This window comes from Streptomyces flaveus, assembly GCF_014647675.1.
GTDB lineage: Bacteria > Actinomycetota > Actinomycetes > Streptomycetales > Streptomycetaceae > Streptomyces > Streptomyces flaveus.
Window position 1 is genome coordinate 486,169 of sequence record NZ_BMPQ01000005.1, and the last position, 20,175, is coordinate 506,343.

Annotated in this window: 19 protein-coding genes, 2 tRNA genes and 1 other RNA gene; 7 read left to right on the forward strand and 15 right to left on the reverse strand. The window is 70.0% G+C overall.

The window, feature by feature from the left end; translation table 11 throughout:
* The first annotated feature begins 122 nt into the window (after nucleotides 1–122).
* The gene (locus IEZ21_RS14240; RefSeq protein WP_189322228.1) at nucleotides 123–1,034 is read left to right on the forward strand and encodes a S1 family peptidase; all 912 of its coding nucleotides are present in this window, start codon (nucleotides 123–125) and stop codon (nucleotides 1,032–1,034) included.
* A 107-nt stretch (nucleotides 1,035–1,141) separates the two neighbouring features.
* On the opposite strand, the gene IEZ21_RS14245 is transcribed toward IEZ21_RS14240, so the two are convergent.
* From IEZ21_RS14245 to IEZ21_RS47570, 7 genes are all read right to left on the reverse strand, one after another.
* The gene (locus tag IEZ21_RS14245; protein ID WP_189322229.1) at nucleotides 1,142–2,047 is read right to left on the reverse strand and encodes an RNA polymerase sigma factor SigF; all 906 of its coding nucleotides are present in this window, start codon (nucleotides 2,045–2,047) and stop codon (nucleotides 1,142–1,144) included.
* Between the two features lie 244 nt (nucleotides 2,048–2,291).
* Nucleotides 2,292–3,143 (reverse strand): RNA polymerase sigma factor SigF, encoded by an 852-nt coding sequence (locus IEZ21_RS14250; RefSeq protein ID WP_078491883.1) that lies wholly within the window; start codon nucleotides 3,141–3,143, stop codon nucleotides 2,292–2,294.
* A 200-nt stretch (nucleotides 3,144–3,343) separates the two neighbouring features.
* Entirely contained in the window at nucleotides 3,344–3,523 is a 180-nt protein-coding gene (locus IEZ21_RS14255; RefSeq protein WP_033321470.1) for a hypothetical protein, read from the reverse strand.
* 172 nt (nucleotides 3,524–3,695) lie between these two features.
* Nucleotides 3,696–3,780, reverse strand: a tRNA-Ser gene (locus IEZ21_RS14260).
* 73 nt (nucleotides 3,781–3,853) lie between these two features.
* The gene (tadA, locus tag IEZ21_RS14265) at nucleotides 3,854–4,285 is read right to left on the reverse strand and encodes a tRNA adenosine(34) deaminase TadA (RefSeq protein ID WP_189322230.1); all 432 of its coding nucleotides are present in this window, start codon (nucleotides 4,283–4,285) and stop codon (nucleotides 3,854–3,856) included.
* A gap of 47 nt (nucleotides 4,286–4,332) precedes the next feature.
* Nucleotides 4,333–4,881 carry a tRNA adenosine deaminase-associated protein gene (locus IEZ21_RS14270; protein WP_189322287.1) on the reverse strand — a complete coding sequence of 183 codons (549 nt, stop codon included), beginning with the start codon at nucleotides 4,879–4,881 and terminating at the stop codon, nucleotides 4,333–4,335.
* A 330-nt stretch (nucleotides 4,882–5,211) separates the two neighbouring features.
* The gene (locus tag IEZ21_RS47570; protein WP_246567716.1) at nucleotides 5,212–5,397 is read right to left on the reverse strand and encodes a hypothetical protein; all 186 of its coding nucleotides are present in this window, start codon (nucleotides 5,395–5,397) and stop codon (nucleotides 5,212–5,214) included.
* Nucleotides 5,398–5,967: 570 nt separating this feature from the next.
* Between IEZ21_RS47570 and upp the strand changes: the two genes are divergently transcribed.
* A complete protein-coding gene (upp, locus tag IEZ21_RS14275; protein ID WP_033321467.1) occupies nucleotides 5,968–6,603 on the forward strand; it encodes a uracil phosphoribosyltransferase in 636 nt (211 codons plus the stop codon).
* Between the two features lie 45 nt (nucleotides 6,604–6,648).
* Here upp and IEZ21_RS14280 read toward each other — a convergent pair whose 3' ends face one another.
* From IEZ21_RS14280 to IEZ21_RS14290, 3 genes are all read right to left on the reverse strand, one after another.
* Entirely contained in the window at nucleotides 6,649–7,296 is a 648-nt protein-coding gene (locus IEZ21_RS14280) for a LytR C-terminal domain-containing protein (protein WP_245685374.1), read from the reverse strand.
* Between the two features lie 103 nt (nucleotides 7,297–7,399).
* Complete coding sequence (locus IEZ21_RS14285; RefSeq protein ID WP_003999914.1) at nucleotides 7,400–7,696, reverse strand: type II toxin-antitoxin system VapB family antitoxin; 297 nt, start codon at nucleotides 7,694–7,696, stop codon at nucleotides 7,400–7,402.
* Between the two features lie 188 nt (nucleotides 7,697–7,884).
* Nucleotides 7,885–8,727: a maleylpyruvate isomerase family mycothiol-dependent enzyme gene (locus IEZ21_RS14290; protein ID WP_189322231.1), complete on the reverse strand. Its 843-nt coding sequence runs from the start codon at nucleotides 8,725–8,727 to the stop codon at nucleotides 7,885–7,887.
* Nucleotides 8,728–8,858: 131 nt separating this feature from the next.
* Here IEZ21_RS14290 and IEZ21_RS14295 point away from each other — a divergent pair, with 131 nt between their 5' ends.
* From IEZ21_RS14295 to IEZ21_RS14305, 3 genes are all read left to right on the forward strand, one after another.
* Complete coding sequence (locus IEZ21_RS14295; RefSeq protein ID WP_189322288.1) at nucleotides 8,859–9,338, forward strand: cupin domain-containing protein; 480 nt, start codon at nucleotides 8,859–8,861, stop codon at nucleotides 9,336–9,338.
* Nucleotides 9,335–10,114, forward strand: a complete 780-nt coding sequence (locus IEZ21_RS14300) for an SDR family NAD(P)-dependent oxidoreductase (protein WP_189322232.1) — start codon at nucleotides 9,335–9,337, stop codon at nucleotides 10,112–10,114. The genes IEZ21_RS14295 and IEZ21_RS14300 overlap by 4 nt, the downstream gene beginning before the upstream one ends.
* A 117-nt stretch (nucleotides 10,115–10,231) precedes the next feature.
* On the forward strand, nucleotides 10,232–12,118 hold the full coding sequence (locus tag IEZ21_RS14305; RefSeq protein ID WP_308429632.1) for a copper resistance CopC/CopD family protein: 1,887 nt from the start codon (nucleotides 10,232–10,234) through the stop codon (nucleotides 12,116–12,118).
* Between the two features lie 35 nt (nucleotides 12,119–12,153).
* Here the strand turns inward: IEZ21_RS14305 and IEZ21_RS14310 are convergent, their stop codons facing one another.
* Both IEZ21_RS14310 and ffs read right to left on the reverse strand, forming a co-directional pair.
* Nucleotides 12,154–14,445, reverse strand: coding sequence for a DNA polymerase III subunit gamma and tau (locus tag IEZ21_RS14310; RefSeq protein WP_189322233.1), 2,292 nt, complete (start codon nucleotides 14,443–14,445; stop codon nucleotides 12,154–12,156).
* A 93-nt stretch (nucleotides 14,446–14,538) separates the two neighbouring features.
* An RNA gene (gene ffs, locus IEZ21_RS14315) (signal recognition particle sRNA small type) lies at nucleotides 14,539–14,637 on the reverse strand.
* Nucleotides 14,638–14,708: 71 nt separating this feature from the next.
* Here ffs and IEZ21_RS14320 point away from each other — a divergent pair.
* Both IEZ21_RS14320 and IEZ21_RS14325 read left to right on the forward strand, forming a co-directional pair.
* Nucleotides 14,709–14,796: transfer RNA gene (locus tag IEZ21_RS14320), tRNA-Ser, on the forward strand.
* A 231-nt stretch (nucleotides 14,797–15,027) separates the two neighbouring features.
* Complete coding sequence (locus IEZ21_RS14325) at nucleotides 15,028–17,463, forward strand: helicase C-terminal domain-containing protein (RefSeq protein WP_189322234.1); 2,436 nt, start codon at nucleotides 15,028–15,030, stop codon at nucleotides 17,461–17,463.
* A gap of 376 nt (nucleotides 17,464–17,839) precedes the next feature.
* On the opposite strand, the gene IEZ21_RS14330 is transcribed toward IEZ21_RS14325, so the two are convergent.
* From IEZ21_RS14330 to IEZ21_RS14340, 3 genes are all read right to left on the reverse strand, one after another.
* Nucleotides 17,840–18,517, reverse strand: coding sequence for a hypothetical protein (locus IEZ21_RS14330; protein WP_213089295.1), 678 nt, complete (start codon nucleotides 18,515–18,517; stop codon nucleotides 17,840–17,842).
* A gap of 23 nt (nucleotides 18,518–18,540) precedes the next feature.
* Nucleotides 18,541–19,206 carry a hypothetical protein gene (locus tag IEZ21_RS14335; RefSeq protein ID WP_189322236.1) on the reverse strand — a complete coding sequence of 222 codons (666 nt, stop codon included), beginning with the start codon at nucleotides 19,204–19,206 and terminating at the stop codon, nucleotides 18,541–18,543.
* Between the two features lie 89 nt (nucleotides 19,207–19,295).
* Nucleotides 19,296–20,175, reverse strand: an 880-nt coding sequence (locus tag IEZ21_RS14340) for an ATP-binding SpoIIE family protein phosphatase (RefSeq protein WP_189322237.1), incomplete at its 5' end; no start/stop codon positions are given.

The following is a 20,175-nucleotide window of genomic DNA, read 5'->3' on the forward strand; positions in this document are numbered from 1 at the left end:
ATCCCGTCTGACAGAACGCCATGCCACTTCCGTCGGGTGACTCCCTTGCGGTTCAGGCAAGTTGGGGCGCGAGGGTGCGTCCGGCCGGGGTGGTTCGTTCAGCGTTTTGGAGACACCCCCACATGCGTCTTTCCCCCACTTCCCCCATTCCCCCCACTCGCAGAACAGCGGCCCGCCGCATCACCACCGCCGCACTCGCGGCCGGTGCCGCACTCGGGCTCGCCGCCACATCCGTCGGAACGGCCCACGCCGCGGATTCCGCGGACCGCGGCCGCCCGGGCACCCGCATCATCGGCGGCACCGAACAGCCCGACGGCAAGCACCCGTTCATGGCGGCGCTGCTGCAGAAGGGCACCGGCAACCCCCACGACCGGCAGTTCTGCGGCGGCAGCCTGCTGGAGCCCGGCATCGTGATGACGGCCGCGCACTGCGTCGAGGGCACGAAGCCCAAGGAGATCGAGACCGTCGTCGGCCGGACCGTGCTGTCGAACAAGAACCAGGGCGAGCTGCGGAATGTCGCCGAGATAGTCGTCCACCCCCGCTACGCCAAGGGCGAGGGGGCGTACGACCTGGCGCTTCTGATGCTGGAGGAGCCCGTCGAGGGCGTCGCCCCGGTCAACCTGCCGACCGCGGGCACGGACGCGCTGATCCGTCCGGGCGCCAAGGCCACCGTCATCGGCTGGGGCAACACCAACACCGAGGTGACGAACTACCCGGACCGGTTGCGCGCGGTGGACGTGCCGATCGTGTCGCACATCGAGTGCAAGGCGTCGTACCCGCAGTACGACTCGAAGGTCAACATGTGCGCCGGCGTCGAGGGCAAGGACTCCTGCCAGGGCGACAGCGGCGGGCCCATCTTCCGCAAGCTGCAAGGGCGCAAGGGCGTGTTCCAGGTCGGCATCACGTCGTACGGCGACGGGTGCGCGGCACAGGGGGCTCCCGGGGTGTACACGTACACCGGGTCCGCGAAGCTGTGGGACACCTTGGAGGAGTCAGCGGCGGGTAAACGCGCGCTGAACAAGCTGGCCGGATAAGCGAGCGCGGGTATAACGGGCGCAGGTTCCGAGCCCCGTACGTACGGGGCTCGGAACCTGCCAACTGCTTTTGACCAGCCTTCGACGCGTCTGCCCGACGCATACGCCTAGTCCGAGATCAACCCTTCCCGCAGCTGCGACAGCGTCCGCGTAAGCAGCCGGGAGACGTGCATCTGCGAGATGCCGACCTCCTCGCCGATCTGCGACTGCGTCATGTTCGCGAAGAAGCGGAGCATGATGATCTGCCGCTCGCGGGGCGGGAGTTTGGCGAGCAGGGGCTTGAGGGACTCGCGGTACTCGACACCCTCCAGGGCCGTGTCCTCGTAGCCGAGGCGGTCCGCGAGGGAGCCTTCGCCGCCGTCGTCCTCGGGGGCCGGGGAGTCGAGCGAGGACGCCGTGTACGCGTTGCCGACCGCCAGGCCGTCGACCACGTCCTCCTCGGACACGCCCAGCACTGCGGCGAGTTCGGGCACCGTCGGGGAGCGGTCCAGCTTCTGGGAGAGCTCGTCGCTCGCCTTCGTCAGCGCGAGCCGCAGCTCCTGGAGCCGGCGCGGAACGCGGACCGACCACGAGGTGTCGCGGAAGAAGCGCTTGATCTCGCCCACGACCGTCGGCATCGCGAACGTCGGGAACTCCACGCCCCGTTCGCAGTCGAAGCGGTCGATCGCCTTGATCAGGCCGATGGTGCCGACCTGGACGATGTCCTCCATGGGCTCGTTACGGCTGCGGAAGCGGGCTGCCGCGTAGCGCACGAGCGGGAGGTTGAGCTCGATGAGAGTGTCTCGGACGTAGGCGCGCTCCGGGCTGTTCGCGTCCAGTGCGGCCAGCCGCAGGAACAGGGAGCGGGACAGGGTGCGGGTGTCGATGGCTTCCGAGGTCCTGGGGGCCGGGGCCGGAAGGGCCGGGAGAGCCGGCACATCGACAGCCGGTACATCGACACTGTGAAGCACGTCGGGTGCGGACTCGCTCTGCGCGAGTGTGAGCACCTTCGAGCTGCCCTGATCTGCGGACATGCCACCCCCTTTGGGTCGCGGACGGACGCGGCGGACGCTCCCGTCGAAGGAACGCAGCCTCCACCTGAATACCGGAGGCAGAGCTGCGGCAAACGCGCTTCCGGAAGAATGTCACATGTCGGCAACACGCTGTAGTGACTTGTCGACACCGAGGGGGTCAATCGGCCCTGGATGAAGAGGGTATGGCCATTTTTCACCGCAGAACTGTCGGGAAATGGCCTTAAGGGCGATTCGCTCCGGCGGGTCACGCCTCGATCCTGTTTGCGGATCGCAGGCGGGCGAAGCTCCGGGCGAGCAGCCTTGACACATGCATCTGGGAGACGCCCAGTTCGTCACTGATCTGCGACTGCGTGAGATTGCTGTAGTAGCGCAACAGCAGGATCCGCTGCTCCCGTTCCGGGAGTTGGACCAGGAGGTGGCGTACGAGATCGCGGTGCTCGACTCCGTCAAGGGCCGGGTCCTCGTAGCCGAGCCGGTCGAGCAGGCCCGGCGACCCGTCACCCTCCTGGGCCGCCTCCAGGGAGGTCGCGTGGTACGAGCGTCCGGCCTCGAGACAGGCCAGCACCTCCTCCTCCGCGATCCGCAGCCGCTCGGCGATCTCGGCGGTGGTGGGCGACCGCCCGAAGGCCGTCGTGAGGTCCTCGGTCGCGCTGTTCACCTGCACCCACAGTTCGTGCAGCCGGCGCGGTACGTGCACGGTCCGGACGTTGTCGCGGAAGTACCGCTTGATCTCGCCGACGACGGTCGGCATCGCGAAGGTCGGGAACTGCACGCCCCGGTCCGGGTCGAAGCGGTCGATCGCGTTGATCAGCCCGATCGTGCCCACTTGGACGACGTCCTCCATGGGCTCGTTGCGACTGCGGAAGCGAGCGGCGGCGTAGCGCACGAGCGGCAGATTGGCCTCGATGAGCGCGCTGCGTACGCGGTGGTGCTCGGGCGTGCCCGGCCGCAGCTGCTTCAGCTCGCCGAAGAGCACCTGGGTGAGCGCCCGGGTGTCGGCACTGCGACGTTTCTCGGGGGCGGGAGCAGGCGCCGGGACCTCTTCCTGGGGCGGCGCAGTACTGGCCGACACGGTCAACGCCACCTCTTTGTCCATCAACTCACGCAGGTCATGCAACTCTTCCGTCAAAAGCGGTCATAGCATCACAAGACATGTCCAGTGTGTGCAAGCACTGCAAAGGGTGGTGTTGATTGCGGATTGGGCCATAAGGCGCATTTCAGCCCCGTATCATTCCGATACGGGGCTGTACGGGGCGTCATATGGCTGACCTTGGGGCTCGGTTCTTGGCCCCTGGCTCAGTCCTTGGCGCCATTGGCGAGCCACGTCATGAAGTCGCCGACGGCCTGGGCGGCGTTCGAAATGCCCTCGAACCCTATTTGGACATAGTCGGCGGCCTTGCCCGGGTCGGTGATGATCACGTACAGCACGAAGACCACGAGCACATAGATGGCGATCTTCTTCGAATTCACCGCCACCGCGGCCTCCCCTGTTGACCTGCTGCCCCGCTGGGCCCCGTGTTTGCCGGCGGTGAGTGTAACTCGGTCACTTGTCCTACCACCGTTCTTGCCTTCGACACGTCTCCCTACACACCCCACACGCACTCCGCACACACGAAGGGCCCCGTCTCTCGACGGGGCCCTTCCGAAGCGGTAGCGGAGGGATTTGAACCCTCGGTGACTTGCGCCACACTCGCTTTCGAGGCGAGCTCCTTCGGCCGCTCGGACACGCTACCGAGAGAGATCCTAGCCCACATGGGGTCGTGCGCTGAAATCCGTATTCGGCCGCCGGTACGCGGGCGGGCCGGTTCAGCGGTCGCGGAAGAAGTCGGTGAGCAGGCGGGCGCACTCATCGTCGAGTACGCCGCCGATCACTTCGGGGCGGTGGTTGAGGCGCCGGTCGCGTACGACGTCCCAGAGGGAGCCGGTCGCGCCGGCCTTCTCGTCGCGGGCGCCGTAGACCAGGCGGTCCACGCGGGACTGCACGATCGCGCCCGCGCACATCGTGCAGGGTTCGAGGGTCACGACGAGCGTGCAGTCCGTCAGCCGCCACTGTCCGAGCTCGGCGGCGGCGCGGCGGACGGCGAGCACCTCGGCGTGCGCCGTGGGATCGCCGGTGGCCTCGCGTTCGTTGTGTCCGGTGGCGAGCACCGTCGTGCCGTCCGCGGACAGCACGACGGCGCCGACGGGGACGTCCCCGCCCCGGACGGCCAGTTCGGCCTCGTCCAGGGCGAGCCGCATCGCGGCCCGCCAGCGGTCGCGTACGGGGTCGTGCGCCTCCTGAGCGTTCAGCGGACGGTCTCCAGGACCTCCGCCGCGCCCAGGACTTCGGCGATCTCGTTCAGTGCGTCGTTGCTTTCCAGGGCGAGCAGTTCCTTCTCGTCCACGCCCAGGTCGGCGAGGACTTCGCGGTCTCCGATGGGCCCGGCAGGCACGGCCGCGCCCGAAGCGGCGCCGATGACGTCGGCATCGTCGTCATCGGAATCGGTCTCGGGATCACCGTCCTCCGTGCCGTCGAGGTCGAGGGAGTCCAGGTCCGGGACGTCGTCGCCGGGCTCCCTTCCGAGCAGTTCGTCCGTGAGCAGGATCTCGCCGTACGAGCTGCGGGCTGCTGCGGCGGCGTCCGAGACGTAGATACGAGGGTCCTCCTCGCCGTCCACGCGGACGACGCCGAACCATGCGTCCTCCTGCTCGATGAGTACGAGCACCGTGTCGTCCTCGGTCGAGGCTTCGCGGGCCAGGTCGGCCAGATCCGACAGGGTCTCCACATCGTCGAGCTCTGTGTCGCTCGCTTCCCACCCGTCTTCGGTGCGCGCGAGCAGTGCGGCGAAGTACACCGTGACTCTCCCACTGGTCATAGGCGTGCCGGTTGGGGATCCCCCCGGCGGAGGTTGCGGACGGGGAGTACTGCGCCAAGCCCCGCCCACTCGGAATCGTGGCAGAAACAGAGCGTTCAGGAGAGGTCTTCGGCTCGCTGTGTCACGGTCGCGTCTTCACGGCCGTACGCGTGGCCCCTCACCTGGGCGCTCGGCGCCCGCCGTCAGCGGGATCGTACGCCGAGGAGAGCTCCGTGACGCAACGCCTGTCCGGTGCCGACCCGTACGCCCCACCAGTGGCGCTCCGTTGTGCTGTGTACGGGCCTGTACGCGTCTGGCGTGGCCCACCGCCTACCAACGGAACGTGCGCATCCGCATGGCGTGTCGCAACCGTGCCGTCTTGGCCCGCCGCGGCTGCACCCGATCCCGCAACTCCCGCGCCTCGGCAAGGTCCCGCAAGAACTGCGCCCGACGCCGACGCCGCTCGGTATCACTTTCAGCCACGCCGCCCACGCCTTCGGCGGTGCCCGGGTCCAGCGAGCCTCCGGCGACCGTTTCCGGCGAGCCTGGCGGGTCCGTCGGGGAATTTCCGGCGGCGGTGCCGTACGGGTCGCTCCGCGCGGCGGCCCTCCTCGGGGCCCGCTGAGGAGGGCTTCCGGGGCGGATCCTGCGCGGAGTCTCCTGCGGAGGGCTTGCGGGGCCGGTCCTGCGCGGCGCGGCGGCGGAGGACCCGTCGGCCTTTCGCTGTGCGGGCGCGGGGCCGGCGGTTTCGCGTGGCACGGGCGCTTCAGAATTTTTCTGCGGCGTCGGCCAACTGGGGGTTCTGCGCGGGGCGGAGCTGCCCGCCGGCTCTCCCGCGGTTCCCTGACCGGAGGTCTCCCGCAGGGCGGAGCCGCCCGCCGTCCCCGTGGTCCCCCGACCGGAGGTCCCCCGCAGCGCGGCGCTGTTCATGGGCCCCCGGCGTCGGTCGGAGGCCGCCTGGTTCTGTTCCCCGTTTCGCATAGGTCACCATCCCAGTCCGTCCCTGCCACCTTCCCCCTGATGGGCGGTTTGATGCCGGTACGGGTTTGCGGGGGCGTGGGCGTGGGGCCCGGATACCCTGGTCGCATGCGTCTTCACGTCGTCGACCACCCTCTGGTCGCACATAAGCTCACCACGCTGCGCGACAGGCGCACCGACTCCCCGACCTTCCGGCGGCTGGCCGACGAGCTGGTCACTCTGCTCGCCTACGAGGCCACCCGTGACGTGCGTACCGAACAGGTCGACATCGTGACCCCGGTGGCCGGGACCACCGGCGTCAAGCTGTCCCACCCGCGCCCCCTCGTCGTGCCGATCCTGCGGGCCGGCCTCGGCATGCTCGACGGCATGGTGCGCCTGCTGCCGACCGCCGAGGTGGGCTTCCTGGGCATGATCCGCAACGAGGAGACGCTCCAGGCCTCCACGTACGCGAACCGCATGCCGGAAGACCTCTCCGGCCGCCAGGTGTATGTACTCGACCCCATGCTCGCCACCGGCGGCACCCTCGTCGCGGCCATCCAGGAACTGATCAAGCGCGGCGCCGACGACGTGACCGCCGTGGTGCTCCTGGCCGCCCCGGAGGGCGTCGAGGTCATGGAACGCGAGCTGGCCGGCACGCCGGTGACCGTCGTGACGGGGTCCATCGACGAGCGGCTCAACGAGCACGGCTACATCGTGCCGGGGCTCGGAGACGCGGGGGACCGGATGTACGGGTCTGCCGAGTAGTGCCGAGTGGCCGAACCGGGCCAAAGGCCCGTTTGACCTGAGCGGCTAACAGCCCTGCTTCGTCTGTGACGGCGTAGGCGTCGGCTTGGCCAGTGTCGTCATGGCCTTGTCGGCGTCCGCCTTCTTCGCCAGCGCCTTGAAGCCGGTGCCGATGATGAGGTCGACCTCGGCGGGCTTCGTACGGGTGTCGGTCTTCAGCTGGGCGCCGGCCAGCTGTGTGCGGAGTACGGGAAGCGCTGCGTCCGTGGCCGCAGCGGCGCCGAGCAGCATCCCGGGACCCTTGACCTTCTTGTCGTACTCCTTCGTCGCGTTGCCCACCTCGCCGATCTTGAAGCCGCGCTTCTTGAGTTCGTCCGCGGTGCTCTTGGCGAGGCCGCTGCGGGGCGTGGCGTTGAGGACGTTCACGGTGATCTGGCCGGGCTTGGGGAGGGCTCTGACCGGCTGCTGCGAGGCGGACGGTGACGGCGAGGGCGTGCAGTCCGGTGCCGTGCCGACCGCCCCGGCCTTGTCGCCACCGCCTGTGAACACGTCGATGAGCTGCACTGTCCCCCAGCCGAGCAGACCGAGGGCGGTGGCGGAGCCGACGACCGCGAACACGAGCTTGCGGCGCCCGCGGTTGCTGCGCATCCGCGGGTACTTGTCCCCCGTGATCTTGTACTGGCCGCCCATCCCAGGAGGAGTCAGCATGCTCATGAGCGCAGCGTAGTGCGCCTGGGTGGCTATGCCTACTAGACGATCATTGTCCGGCGCTCAGCCCAACCCGAAAGGCCCAACGGGCGCACAAAAGGGGGCGTGCTCAGTCGAGCTCGAGGACGCGGGCGTGCAGCACCTGGCGCTGCTGGAGCGCGGCGCGGACGGCTCTGTGCAGGCCGTCCTCCAGGTACAGATCGCCCTGCCACTTCACGACATGCGCGAAGAGGTCGCCGTAGAACGTCGAGTCCTCGGCGAGCAGCGTTTCCAGGTCGAGCTGGCCCTTGGTCGTCACCAGCTGATCGAGGCGGACCGGGCGCGGCGCGACATCCGCCCACTGCCGGGTGCTTTCCCGGCCGTGGTCGGGGTACGGCCGGCCGTTTCCGATGCGCTTGAAGATCACACGGAAAGCCTACCGGTCATGACCTTCCGGGCGCAGCCAAGGCGCGGTAGTGGAGCGTGGAAATTACGCAGCAAAGTGACACGAAAAGGTAATTCCGCGAGGTCGGCTTGGTGTGTTCCTACCGAGCGGGTCCCGAACAAAAAGGAAAAACGCTGCGTACCGCACGAGGGAGACAGTAGCTGCCGGTGTTACGCCACCACCGCGAGGAGTGTGGTCGCGGCCGTGGTCAGGGGCTCGTCTCCCGCCAGTACGGAACGGCGGCGGGCCTCGTCGGGAAGGATGCCCCGGGTGGCCAGTCGCCACAGGGTGTCCTGGTCCGTTGTCACCCGCGCCGCGGCCTCCTCACTGGAAGCGCCGGGCGCGTCGGGAAGCCAGCGGTCGGTGTCCCGGGTTGCCCACCATGTGCCGCCCGCGGGGCCGGTGACGTCGAAACGCATGGTCGTCCCCTGCGGCCGGTCCACGGTGCGGAGCGTGTGCGGCAGGGCGCGCATGAACGTGTCGATCACCGGGCTGAGCAGCTCCGGCTCGTCGGCGCCGGGGCGGTCGACGGCGTCGCGGATCTGCTGCTGGTGCACCCAGAACTCCGTGTATTCGCGGGCGATGTCCAGCCAGGCGGGACTGGGCTCGTCCGTGGAGGCCCACGACACATCGACGACGGCGGGGGCGTCGAGCCGGGCGTCGGCCCAGATCTCGTCGAGCTGCGGGCCGAGGTGCGCGAGCAACTCGACCATCAGGCGTGGGCTGCACTGGCGGGTCGCTTCGACAAAGACGCCGTTCACGCGCGCCAAGTACGCGGGCAGCGTCTCGTCGTCGGCGAACACCGCACCGCCCCACCCGTCCCGGACGCTCGAGATGCGGCGCATGTAGTCGTTGAGGACATGGCCGACCACATCGTGCACATCCCACCCCGGGCAGACCGTCGGCCGCCCCCAGTCCCCGGGCTCCAACGAGCCGAGCAGGTCGAGCAGAGCCCGCCGCTCACGCACGAACAGGGGACGGGTGTCGATGGCAGGTCCGAACGAGGTCGTCATACGGAGACGCTAGGCGTTCCGCCACCGGAGTTCCCAGCGACCGGTGACAGCTCCCGCTCGGGAAGGCGAGCGGGCGGTCGGGGATGCGTCGGTGGGGCCCAGTGGGGCATGGTCGGTGGGTGGCTCATGACATCACTCCTGAAGACCTTGTCGCTCACTATCAGTTGGAGCCGATCCCCAAGGAGGGCGGGCGGTTCCGGGAGACCTGGGCCGGGCCCGAGCGGGGGGACGGGCGGCCCGAGGGGACCGCGATCGTTGTGCTGCTGACCTCGGAGCCGGGGGATTTCTCGGCGCTGCACCGGCTCCCCACCGACGAGGTGTGGCACTTCTATCTCGGTGATCCGCTGGAGATGCTGCTGCTCGACCCGGACGGTACGTCCCGCACCGTCGTGCTCGGTCCCGATGTGCTCGGCGGGCAGTACGTCCAGTTCACCGTGCCCGCGGGGACCTGGATGGGCGCGCGGGTCGTGGCGGGCGGCGCCTGGTCGTTCTTCGGGTGCACGATGGCACCCGGGTTCACCTACGGCGGGTACGAGCACGGGGACCCGGCCGAGCTGACCGCGCGGTACCCGGCGGAGGCGGTGCGGATCTCCGCGCTGAGCCGACCGTGAGCGGGTTGCTCGACGGGCAGGTGGCGCTGGTGACCGGGGCCTCGGGTGGCATCGGACGGGGGATCGCGCTGCGGTTCGCCGAGGCGGGGGCGGCGGTGGCCGTTCACTACCGCACGGATGCGGAGGGAGCCCGCGAGGCCGTCGAGCTCATCGAGGGCGCGGGCGGCAGCGCGGTCGCCCTGCACGCCGAACTCACCGTCGAGACCGAGTGCCACCGTCTGGTTCGCGAGGCGGCGGAGTGGGGCGGCGGCACCCTGACGGCACTGGTCGACAACGCGGGCGTACAGCCGGTCCAGGAACTGCCCGGCATGACCGTGACCGACTGGCGGGCGGTGGTCGACGCGAACCTGTCGAGCGTGTTCGCGTGCACACAGGCCGCGGTGGAGGTGATGCGCGAGGGCAGCGACAGGGACGGGCGCGGCGGGAGCATCACCCACATCGCCTCCATCGAGGCCACGCGCCCCGCCCCGCTGCACGCCCACTACTCCGCGTCCAAGGCGGCCGTCGTCATGCACGCACGGTCGGCGGCCCTGGAGTACGGTCCGTACGGGATCCGCGTCAACACCGTCTCACCAGGCTTGATCGACCGCGAAGGCCTTGCGGAGGCCTGGCCGGACGGCGTACGGCGCTGGCAACAGGCCGTCCCCACCGGCCGGTTGGGCCGCCCGGAGGACGTAGGCGACGCCTGCGTGTTCCTCGCCTCCCCGATGGCCTCGTGGATCACGGGACACGACCTGGTCGTGGACGGCGGGGTGTCGGCGCGACCGACGTGGTGAGGACGGGCGGGGGCGCGCGGGCGCGGTGTTGAGCACGGTGCTGCGTACATTCGTATCCCCATCAGGGGCCACCAGGGCTTGATACGCAGCAGGGGGCAAGGGAGAGGAAGAGGCAACGTGGGCCGAATACCGCGGATGGCGGCGCCGCGCCGAGCGGTGGCCCTCGTCCTGATGCTGGGCACCCTGCTCCTGCTGGGCGGTGCCACCACTGCGTCCGCGCACTCCTCCGTGCGCGACACCGACCCCCGCGAGGGCACCGTCCTCAAGACCGCCCCGACACAGGTCACCATGACCTTCACCGAGTCGGTCGGTATCTCCGACGACTCGATCCGGGTCCTCAGCCCCGACAACCGGCGCATGAACGCGGGTCCCGCCGAGCACGTCGGGGGCTCCGACACCGTGCGCGTACGGCTCCAGGACGATCTGCCCGAGGGCACGTTCACCGTGGCCTGGCGGGTGGTCTCGGCGGACAGCCATCCCATCTCGGGCGCGTTCACGTTCTCCGTCGGCGCACCCTCCGAGACCACCGCGAACGCCTCCGCCGAGCCCGCCGTGAACCCCGCCTCCGGTCTGCTCTACGACCTGGCCCGGTACGCCGCGTACACCGCCGTGGCGCTGCTCATCGGCGCGGCCACCTTCGTCCTCGCCTGCCGCCCGCCCGCCGTCGACCCCCTCCGGAAACTCTTCCGTGTCGCCTGGTGGACCCTGCTCCTGTCCACGGTCGCGCTGCTGTTCCTGCGCGGCCCGTACGCCCGCGGCACCGGCCCCGCGACTCTCTTTGACCTCTCTCTCCTCCAGGACACGCTGAGCGGCAGGCCGGGGTGGGCGCTGCTGGCGAGGCTGGTGCTGGTGGGAGTGGCGGGGGTCTTTCTCGTACGAGTGGTGGGGCGTGAGCCACAGGGGGAAGAGCGGCCGAAGCCTGCCGTCCTCGTCTCGGGTGGGCTGCTCGCCGTGGCGCTGACGGTCACCTGGGCCGCCGCCGAGCACGCGTCCGCGGGGATCCAGGTTCCCGTGGCGATCGTCTCCTCCGTACTGCATCTGCTGGCGATGGCGGTCTGGATGGGCGGCCTCGCGGCGCTGCTCACCACGCTGTACCGCGCCGAGACCCCGCCCTCGGCGGCGTCGGTGGCGCGCTTCTCGAGGCTCGCGTTCGCGTCCGTGGTGGTCCTGGTGGTCACAGGTGTCTACCAGTCCTGGCGGGGGCTCGGCTCCTGGGAAGCGCTCACCGGTACGTCGTACGGGCGGCTCCTGGCCGCCAAGGTGTGCGCGGTGGTGCTGCTGTTGGGGGCGGCGGCGTATTCGCGTCGCTGGACGGCGGGGTTGCTCGCGGCACAAGAGCCGGTGCGGGTGCGGGAGTTGGAGGCCGTGGGGGCGCGTACGGGGGGTGGGAGCGCGGGTGCCTCGACGGGGGCGGCGTCCGATGCCGATGACCCCAAGGGCAATGGGCCAGGGGATTCCGATGTGCCTGACGGGACCGACGGGACCGATGGGCCTGCCGAACCCGACGAGGTCCCGTCCCGTCACCAGGTCCTGCGCCGTTCCGTGCTGGCCGAAGTCGTCGTGGGCGTCGTGGTGTTGCTGCTCACGACGGTTCTGACCGGCACTCAGCCGGGGCGGGCAGCCACTGAGACCCAGAACGCACCGACCGCTCCGACCGGTCAGCCCACCACCTCGATGACCCTGATCCCCTTCGACGTCGGCACCCCGAACGGCAAGGGCAAGGTCCAGATCGTCCTGGAACCGGGCCGGGTCAACGAGAACACGGTCCAGGCGATCGTCATAGGCCCAGACGGCGTCGCCACGGTCCCCGAACTCCGCCTCACCTTCACCCTGGCCGCCGAGAAGATCGGCCCCATCGACGCCGAACTCACCGACCAGGGCGGTTACTGGGGCACCAACTCCCTCAACCTCCCGCTCCCCGGCACTTGGACCATGAACGTCACGGTCCGTACGTCGGACATCGACCAGGTGACGGTGTCGAAGAAGGTGCAGATCTCGCCCTGAGCGGGCGACAGCCTGCGTCTGCCTACTACTCGCTATTACTCGTTCGAGATCTCCTCCACCACCGTGGCCCCCAACTCCCGCACGATCAGCTCATACCCCGACAACGCCGACTCGTCGAGGTCGGGATCGTCGTCCTCCGGGACGTCGTCCTCCGGGGAGACGGGCGGTGGCTCCGGAGCCGATGGGCGCGATGTCTGCGGAGGTGTCGGTGCGGGGGCCGGGGCAGGGCCGGCCGGAGCCCGGTGGGTGCTGGGCCCGGGCGCCGGGGTGGCGGGTTGTTGTGGAGTGGAGGGCCTGGACGCGGGCGGAGGGGCGGCGCTTCCGGAGCCGTAGCCGCCGCCGATGCCGGGCCCAGCCGATGGTGGAGGCGCCGCCGAACCCCCTGACGTATCGAGGCTCGCCTCGATCTTCCAGTGCACGTTGAACTGCTCGGCCAGAGCCTGGCGCAGCACATCCTCACTGCCGCTGCTCAGGAAGTTGTCGCGCGCCCCCGCGTTGACGAAGCCGAGCTGGAGCGTCGTACCGTCGAAACCCGTGACCTGCGCGTTCTGACTGAGCAGGATCCACGTGAATCGGCGCCGGTTCTTCACCGCGTCAAGGATGTTCGGCCACAGCATGCGGGGGTCGGGCCCACCGCTCGCGGGAGCGGAAGGGGCGGCAGGAGCGGGCGGAGCGGGAGGGCCCGCAGCAGCCGGAGCAGTGGGAGGCGAGGACGCGGCCGGAGTCCGCCCCCCGCCCGCGGGCGCCGCCGTGGGCCACCCGCCGGGACGGCGACCGCTGCCCGCGGCCGTCGCGGTGGGCCAGGCGCCGGGCGCTTCCCCGGCGGCAGGAGCGGGCGGGGAAGCGGCCGGGGGAGCCCCCGCCGGCGCCTGAGCGGGCGGCTGCTGTTCAGGGGACGGCGCGACGGGCGCAGCCGGAGGCCGGGCGGCGGCTGCCTGAGTCGGCCCGGCGGAGCCTGCCTGCTGTGCTCCCCCAGTCGCCCCACCAGCACCGGATCCCGAAGCTCCGGCCCCCCGCACCGCCGCCCGAGCCGCCTCTGCCCCGCTCCCCTGCGGAGCAGAAGGCACCGCCGCCGAGCCGCCCTGCGCACCCCCGTGAACCGCGCCCCCATGCACCTCGGGCCCGGGCACATACCCCATGGCAGGCCCGGCCCCCGCCCCCGTGAAGTTGACCCCCCGCTCCAACCGGTCGAGCCGAGCCATGACGGACCGCTCATCGCCGTACGCCGCGGGCAGCAGCACCCGTGCGCAGATCAACTCGAGCTGAAGCCGGGGCGCGGTGGCCCCCCTCATCTCCGTGAGCCCGTCATTGACGATGTCGGCGGCCCGGCTCAGCTCGGCCGCGCCGAAGACCCCGGCCTGGGTCTGCATCCGCTCCACGACATCGGCGGGCGCATCGATGAGCCCCTTCTCGGCGGCATCCGGCACCGCCGCCAGAATCACCAGGTCCCTGAGCCGCTCCAGCAGATCGGCGACGAACCGCCGTGGATCGTTGCCCCCCTCGATCACCCGGTCCACGACCTCGAAGGCAGCGGCCCCGTCCCCCGCCGCGAAGGCCTCGACGACGGAGTCGAGCAACGACCCGTCCGTGTAGCCCAGCAGCGAGGTCGCCATGGCATACGTCACACCGTCCGCACCGACCGCGGCCAGCAGCTGATCCATGACGGACATGGAGTCACGTACGGACCCGGCCCCGGCCCGCACAACAAGCGGAAGGACCCCGTCCTCGACGGGAACCTCCTCACGCCCGCAGACCTCGGCCAGATACTCCCTCAGGGTCCCCGGCGGCACGAGCCGGAACGGGTAGTGGTGCGTCCGTGACCGGATGGTCCCGATGACCTTCTCGGGCTCGGTCGTGGCGAAGATGAACTTGAGATGCTCCGGCGGCTCCTCGACCACCTTCAGCAGGGCGTTGAAGCCCGCCGAGGTGACCATGTGCGCCTCGTCGATGATGTAGATCTTGTACCGACTGCTGGCCGGCCCGAAGAAGGCCTTCTCCCGCAGGTCACGGGCGTCGTCCACACCGCCGTGCGAGGCGGCGTCGATCTCGATGACGTCGATGGACCCCGGCCCGTTCCTCGCCAGGTCCCGGCAGGACTGGCACTCCCCGCAGGGCGTGGGCGTCGGCCCCTGCTCGCAGTTCAGACAGCGGGCCAGGATGCGCGCACTGGTCGTCTTTCCGCACCCGCGCGGCCCGCTGAACAGGTACGCGTGATTGACCCGGTTGTTCCGCAGCGCCTGCTGCAGCGGGTCGGTTACATGCTCCTGCCCGATGACCTCGGCGAACGACTCCGGGCGATAACGGCGGTACAGCGCGAGAGACGACACGCATACGAGGTTATAGGCGCCCACTGACAACCCGGACCGCCCGCGGAACAACCCCGTCGCCAGGCCCGTACGTACCCCGGTATGTGTCCCCGGAACGCAAGCGCCCCCCACGCACCCGCCAGAGCCAACCTACCCTTGCTGCCTTCCGGCCCTGGGGGAGTTCAGTCAGATAGCGCCGCGTGAGGGGCTCCGCACAGGGTACAGGATCTGACCGGCACGAACGAGTTCGCGACCACTCCCCGGCGTCCTGTAATGTTTCCGACGGAGGATTCGCCTAGAGGCCTAGGGCGCACGCTTGGAAAGCGTGTTGGGGGCAACCCCTCACGAGTTCGAATCTCGTATCCTCCGCCAGTGCCTCACCGGGCACGAAGTCGAAGGGCCCCACCGTTCGCGGTGGGGCCCTTCGACGTGCTTATCGGCCCTCGGTGTTCTGGTTCTTGTCCACAGGGGGCGTTTCCGGGGGCAAGGGGGAACCTGCCCTCATGTGGCACCCGCGGATCATGGGGGTACGCCATCCTTGAACCCAGCGCCGGGGCTCCCGCGCCGCTGCGACGCTCCCTGGTCCGACGAGGTGCACCCCGCATGAAGTCCCGATCAACGCTGGCGACATGGCTGGGCAGCCTCGACGCCTCTCGTCTGGCGCGCGTACTCGGGACGCGGAAGGACGCCGTGTCCCCTCCGGAGCCGCGCTCGGTGGGGGAACTGGCGGACCGTCTTCAGCGTCCGGGATCGGTAGCACTGGTCCTGCCGCGGCTCGCGCTGCCGCACCTCCAGGTGGCCGAGGCGCTGGCTGCGCTGGGTGCGCCCGCATCGCGCGATGCCCTGGCGGAACTGCTGGGAGCGGCGGACGACGAAACCATCCGCGAACTGGAGGCGGTGCTGGAGGCGCTGGCCGATCATGCTCTGGTCTGGCCGGACGGCCCGGGGAAGCTCCGCATGGCCGGACCGCTGCGGCAGGCGTGGGACGCGCCCCTGGGACTGGATGCCCCGCTGGGGGAACTACTCGCGGGCACGACCTCCGACGAGCTGCGCGGCATGCTGGCGGCGCTGGGCGTCAAGCCGCCGGGCACCAAGGCGCAGCGGCTCGCCACACTGGTGGAACACCACAGCGACCCGGGGCAGATCGCCTCAGTGGTCGCCAAGGCCCCTGCGGCGGCCCGGGAACTGCTCGAACGCCGGGCGGAGGCTGCGCCGACGGAGCCCGCGCAGTTCATCATGTTCGGGCATCCGGGCCCCGGCCTCGAACCGGGCGCCCGGTGGGCGCTGGAACGGGGACTCCTGGTCCAGGATCGTCACCGCTACGGTCCGGCCCGTATGCCTGCCGAGGTGGCGCTCGCGCTGCGTGGGCCCGGCCGGCACGCCCCGTTCCAACCCGTCCCGCCTTCCGCGGGACTGGCGTCTGTCACCCCGGCGGAGGTGGACCGCGAGGCGTCGGCCGCGGCCGCGGCGTTCGCTGCCCGTGCCACCTCGGTCCTGTCGGTCTGCTCGGCGGCTGCGCCGGCCCGGCTGAAGTCCGGCGGGATCGGTGCGCGTGAACTGGCCCGGATCGGCAAGGCCGCCCAGGCCGACGACGCCGTCGTACGCCTCACCCTGGAGACCGCGTACGCCGCCGGGCTGCTGGGTCGGGACGGCGATCGTGTGGCGCCCACCGAGGCGTACGACGCCTGGGCGGAACAGGAGCCCCCGGAGCAGTTCGCCGTACTGCTTCAGGCATGGCGGAACCTGCCGCTCACCCCCACCCAGGCGCGCGACGAGGACAACAAGGCGCTTCCCGCTCTCGCGGGAGCACCGCCCTGCAACGGCTGCGTGCAGGCCCGCCACGGACTGTTGACCGCAGCCGCACAGCTCCCGGCAGGGCAGGGCGCGAGGGTCACCTCGGAGCTGGGCCCCCTGATCGCCTGGCACCGCCCGCTCGCCGATTCCTTGCCCCAGGACGGAACGCCGTTCGCCACTGTGATCCGTGAGGCCGAGCTCCTCGGCGTACTCGCTCGCGGTGCCCTCTCCATCCCTGGCATCCACCTGCGGACCGACGACACGGAGGGACTGAGCGCCGAGTGTCGGCGGCTGCTGCCCCCGGCCACCGCGGCGGCTCGGATCGGCGCCGACCTCACTGCCGTTGTCACCGGCACACCGTCCGCGCGGCTGGCCGCACTCCTGGACTCCGTCGCCGACCGGGAGACCAGCGGCACGGCATCGGTGTGGCGGTTCAGTGCCGGCAGTATCCGCCGGGCCCTGGACGCCGGCCGTCTCCCCGAGGACATCGAAGCCGACCTGACCGCTGTCGCCACCGGGCCTCTGCCACAGCCGCTGTCATACATGATCGCCGACACCGCGCGCGGCCACGGGCGCGTGCGCATCGCCCCCGCCGCCTGCGTCCTCCACGGCGACGAGCCCGCGCTCCTGGCGGAACTCGCTGCCCACCGAAAGCTCGCCAAGCTCGGGCTACGGCAGCTGGCGCCGACGGTGCTGATCAGCCGCAGCCCACTCGACACGACTGTCGCCGCGCTCCGGGCCGAGGGATACGCCCCTGTCGCCGAGACCGCCGAGGGCACGGTACGCGTCGAAAAGGCCCGGCCTCGGCGGGGCACCGCTCTCGTTCCGCCTCCGCGCGGCGCCGGCGCGAAGGACAGCGGCCGGATCGCTGCCACGCGCGCGGCGAAGGCATCCGCCGCCATCGACTGCAACACCCTGGCGGCCCAGCTGCTGGCCGCTCCGCCCACGATTCCCGATCCGGCGCCGTTCGACGGAGGAGCGCCCTTCGCCACAGACACCGAGGAGATCGTCGCAGGGTGGGCGAAGCGCCTGCCGTACGGCGACGTCCGCCAGCTCGCCCACGCCATCGATACCGGTCAGGCCATCACCGTCGAGTACGTCGCCACCTCCGGCAACCAGACCGTGCGTACCCTGAGCCGCCTCATGCTCGACCCGCCCTACCTCGAAGCCTGGTGCCACCTCAGGGACGCTGAACGGGTCTTCACCCTTTCCCGCATCCACAGCGTCATGAGCGTGCCGGAATAGCGTGCCCGAATGAGAAGGAAGATGGTATCTCTATCGATACCATCTCCTACGGGAGGCTTGCCATGCGTCGTCTCATCGGGCGGGACCGCGAGCTGAACGTGCTCGGCAACGCCTTGCAGGCGGTTCGCGATCAATAACTCTGCGGTTTCGTGCTGGTCTTGCCGATGAGCTTGGCGAGGTCTTTCGCGGTGGTTGCGGTGATCGGTGCTGGGCGAACGTGGCGGTCGAGGGCTTCCAGGATGGGGGTCATCTCGTGGTTATAGATCGACAGCTCCCTGCGAGCTACCCGATCCCCCATCGAACCCGATAGCTCTGCGAAAACGGCGCAGCCCTGGCTGCGCTGACCGACGGCTCCGGGTCGCGAGTATTGCCCGAACTATCCGCTCCAACGCCGTAGATATTCTTCATGCCGCGCCCTCGAGTCCATTTCGTTGAAATATCTGCTTGATTCGGCAAAGACCTCCACGAGATCCTGACTGAAGTATGCGACGGCCTGATCGCCGAAGAGGGCAACGGCAAAGGCCACTTCATCCGGTTCATGCGGATGGGATTCGGTACGAGTCGCTGGGTCGAGGTATGAGAATTGTGCCCGGGCCTGTTTGATCACCTGCTTCCCCTGTTCGCTCAGGCGCGGCAGGCGAAGCTTCTGCGGGGACGGCTCGTTAACGTTCGCGTGCAGATTCTCAGGGGCTTTGTGAGTTTCCCAGATGGCCTTCTCCACCCCTGCCTCGGGAGGTCCCTCCTCCAGCACCCACAGCAGTGTCGGCGCTCCGGTGTAGCTCACGTCCCTTTCCAGTTTTCCAGTGGCCACCAGCCCGGAGACCACCGCGTGAAAGGCCTGCCAGGGTTCGCCGACAAGAACCGCGATTGCGGCGGGTCCCATCTCCACAGCGGCATCCGGGGCAAGGTCGGCAGGCTCCGGCGCCGTGGCCGCATAGCAGTCCCAGGCAGCGGAGCCCGCCGTCCGGTACGCCCGGCTGTCGAGCCACCATGCTCCGGCCATGAGCCCGATGTATCCCGCCACACAACCGCTCAACACCACGACCTGTATCAAGAGCCCCCTTGCCCGCCGTGACTCTAAGACGTCTGCTGGGGGCCTGCGAAGTATTCGTTCGCCCAGTCCCCGAAGGGGACGGCGTGACTCGGAATGACCCTCGGATTGGTCTTGTCGCCCGTCACCACGGCTTCCATTGTCTCGGTGAAGGCAACGAGCTTGTCCGCGCTGAACCCGGTGATCAACTCCGCCGACATGGCGGTGGCGCTCACCCAGGACCGGTAGTCGTGCAGGAACTCCCGGAACAGCTCGATGCGATCGTCATCGGTCAGATACTTCTCGGTATCCAGACTGCTGCAGCCGTTCCCCTGGCATCCCGCTTCCTCGATCCAGAAGGACTGCCAGCTCCGCAGCCACGCGACCTCCCGGTAGACCGGATTGGCCTCGACGTACATCGCAGCAAGTGCCATGAAGGTGTTCTGCTGGCTGTCGTGGGCGTACGCCGCGTTAGCGCGGAAAATGAACATCGACGAACTCATCGGCCCCCCTGGGTCGTCACCACAGCACTGCCAGGCCGCATCAAGACCGGCGTGGGACGAATGCGAGCCGGGGGAAGAGAAGGCCAGCCAGCAATCACTGTCCCACGAACGCCGCTCGGCAACCAGATCCGACGATGGCCGCCTTGCGGAACCTGATCGTCGGCGCACGCTTTTGGCCCTGGCGGCATCGCGCAGGCTCTTGCCGTCCACGGCCAGGCCGTGCAGGTCGCCCCTGCCGACCGTGCCGGCACGGCGGTCGTCGCGGCACGGGAGGGGCGCCGGGGCCGGCGCTTCGGGGTTCAGGGGGAGTGGCCGGGCGGGGTGGGCTCAAGGGTCTGTTCCGCCCAGATGGTCTTGCCCTTGGTGGTCTGGCGGGTGCCCCAGTGCTGGGTCAGCTGGGCGACGAGGAGGAGGCCGCGGCCGCCCTCGTCGTACGTGCGGGCGCGGCGGAGGTGGGGAGCCGTGCTGCCGCCGTCGGAGACCTCGCAGATGAGGGTGTTTTCGTGGATCAGGCGGAGCTGGATGGGAGGCTCGGCGTGGCGGATGGCGTTCGTCACGAGTTCGCTGACGACCAGCTCGGTGACGAAGGCGGCGTCGCCCAGCCCCCAGGCCTCGATCTGTGCCACCGCGTCCTTGCGGGTCTGGGCGACGGCGGAGGGGTCGGCGGGTACGTCCCAGGTGGCGACCTGGGAGGCGTCGAGTGCGCGGGTGCGGGCGAGGAGGAGCGCGACGTCGTCGGCCGGGCGCTGGGGCAGGAGGTCGGCGAGCACCGTGTCGCACAGGGCATCTAGGGAGGGCGCCTGCCGGGTGAGCAGTTGGCCGAGCCGGTGGACGCCCTCGTCGATGTCGCGGTCACGGGATTCGACCAGGCCGTCGGTGTAGAGGGCGAGCAGGCTGCCCTCGGCCAGGTCGATCTCGGCCGCTTCGAAGGGCAGGCCGCCCAGGCCCAGCGGAGGGCCCGCCGGGAGGTCGACGAGTTCGGCGGTGCCGTCGGGGCTCACCACGAGCGGTACCGGGTGTCCCGCCCGGGCGAGTGAGCAGCGGCGGGAGATCGGGTCGTACACGGCGTACAGGCAGGTCGCGCCGACCTCGCCGCCGGTCTCCGGGTATCGGCCGGCCGGCTGGTCGCTCTCCAGCTCGGTGGAGAGGCGGGCGACCAGGTCGTCGAGGTGGGTGAGC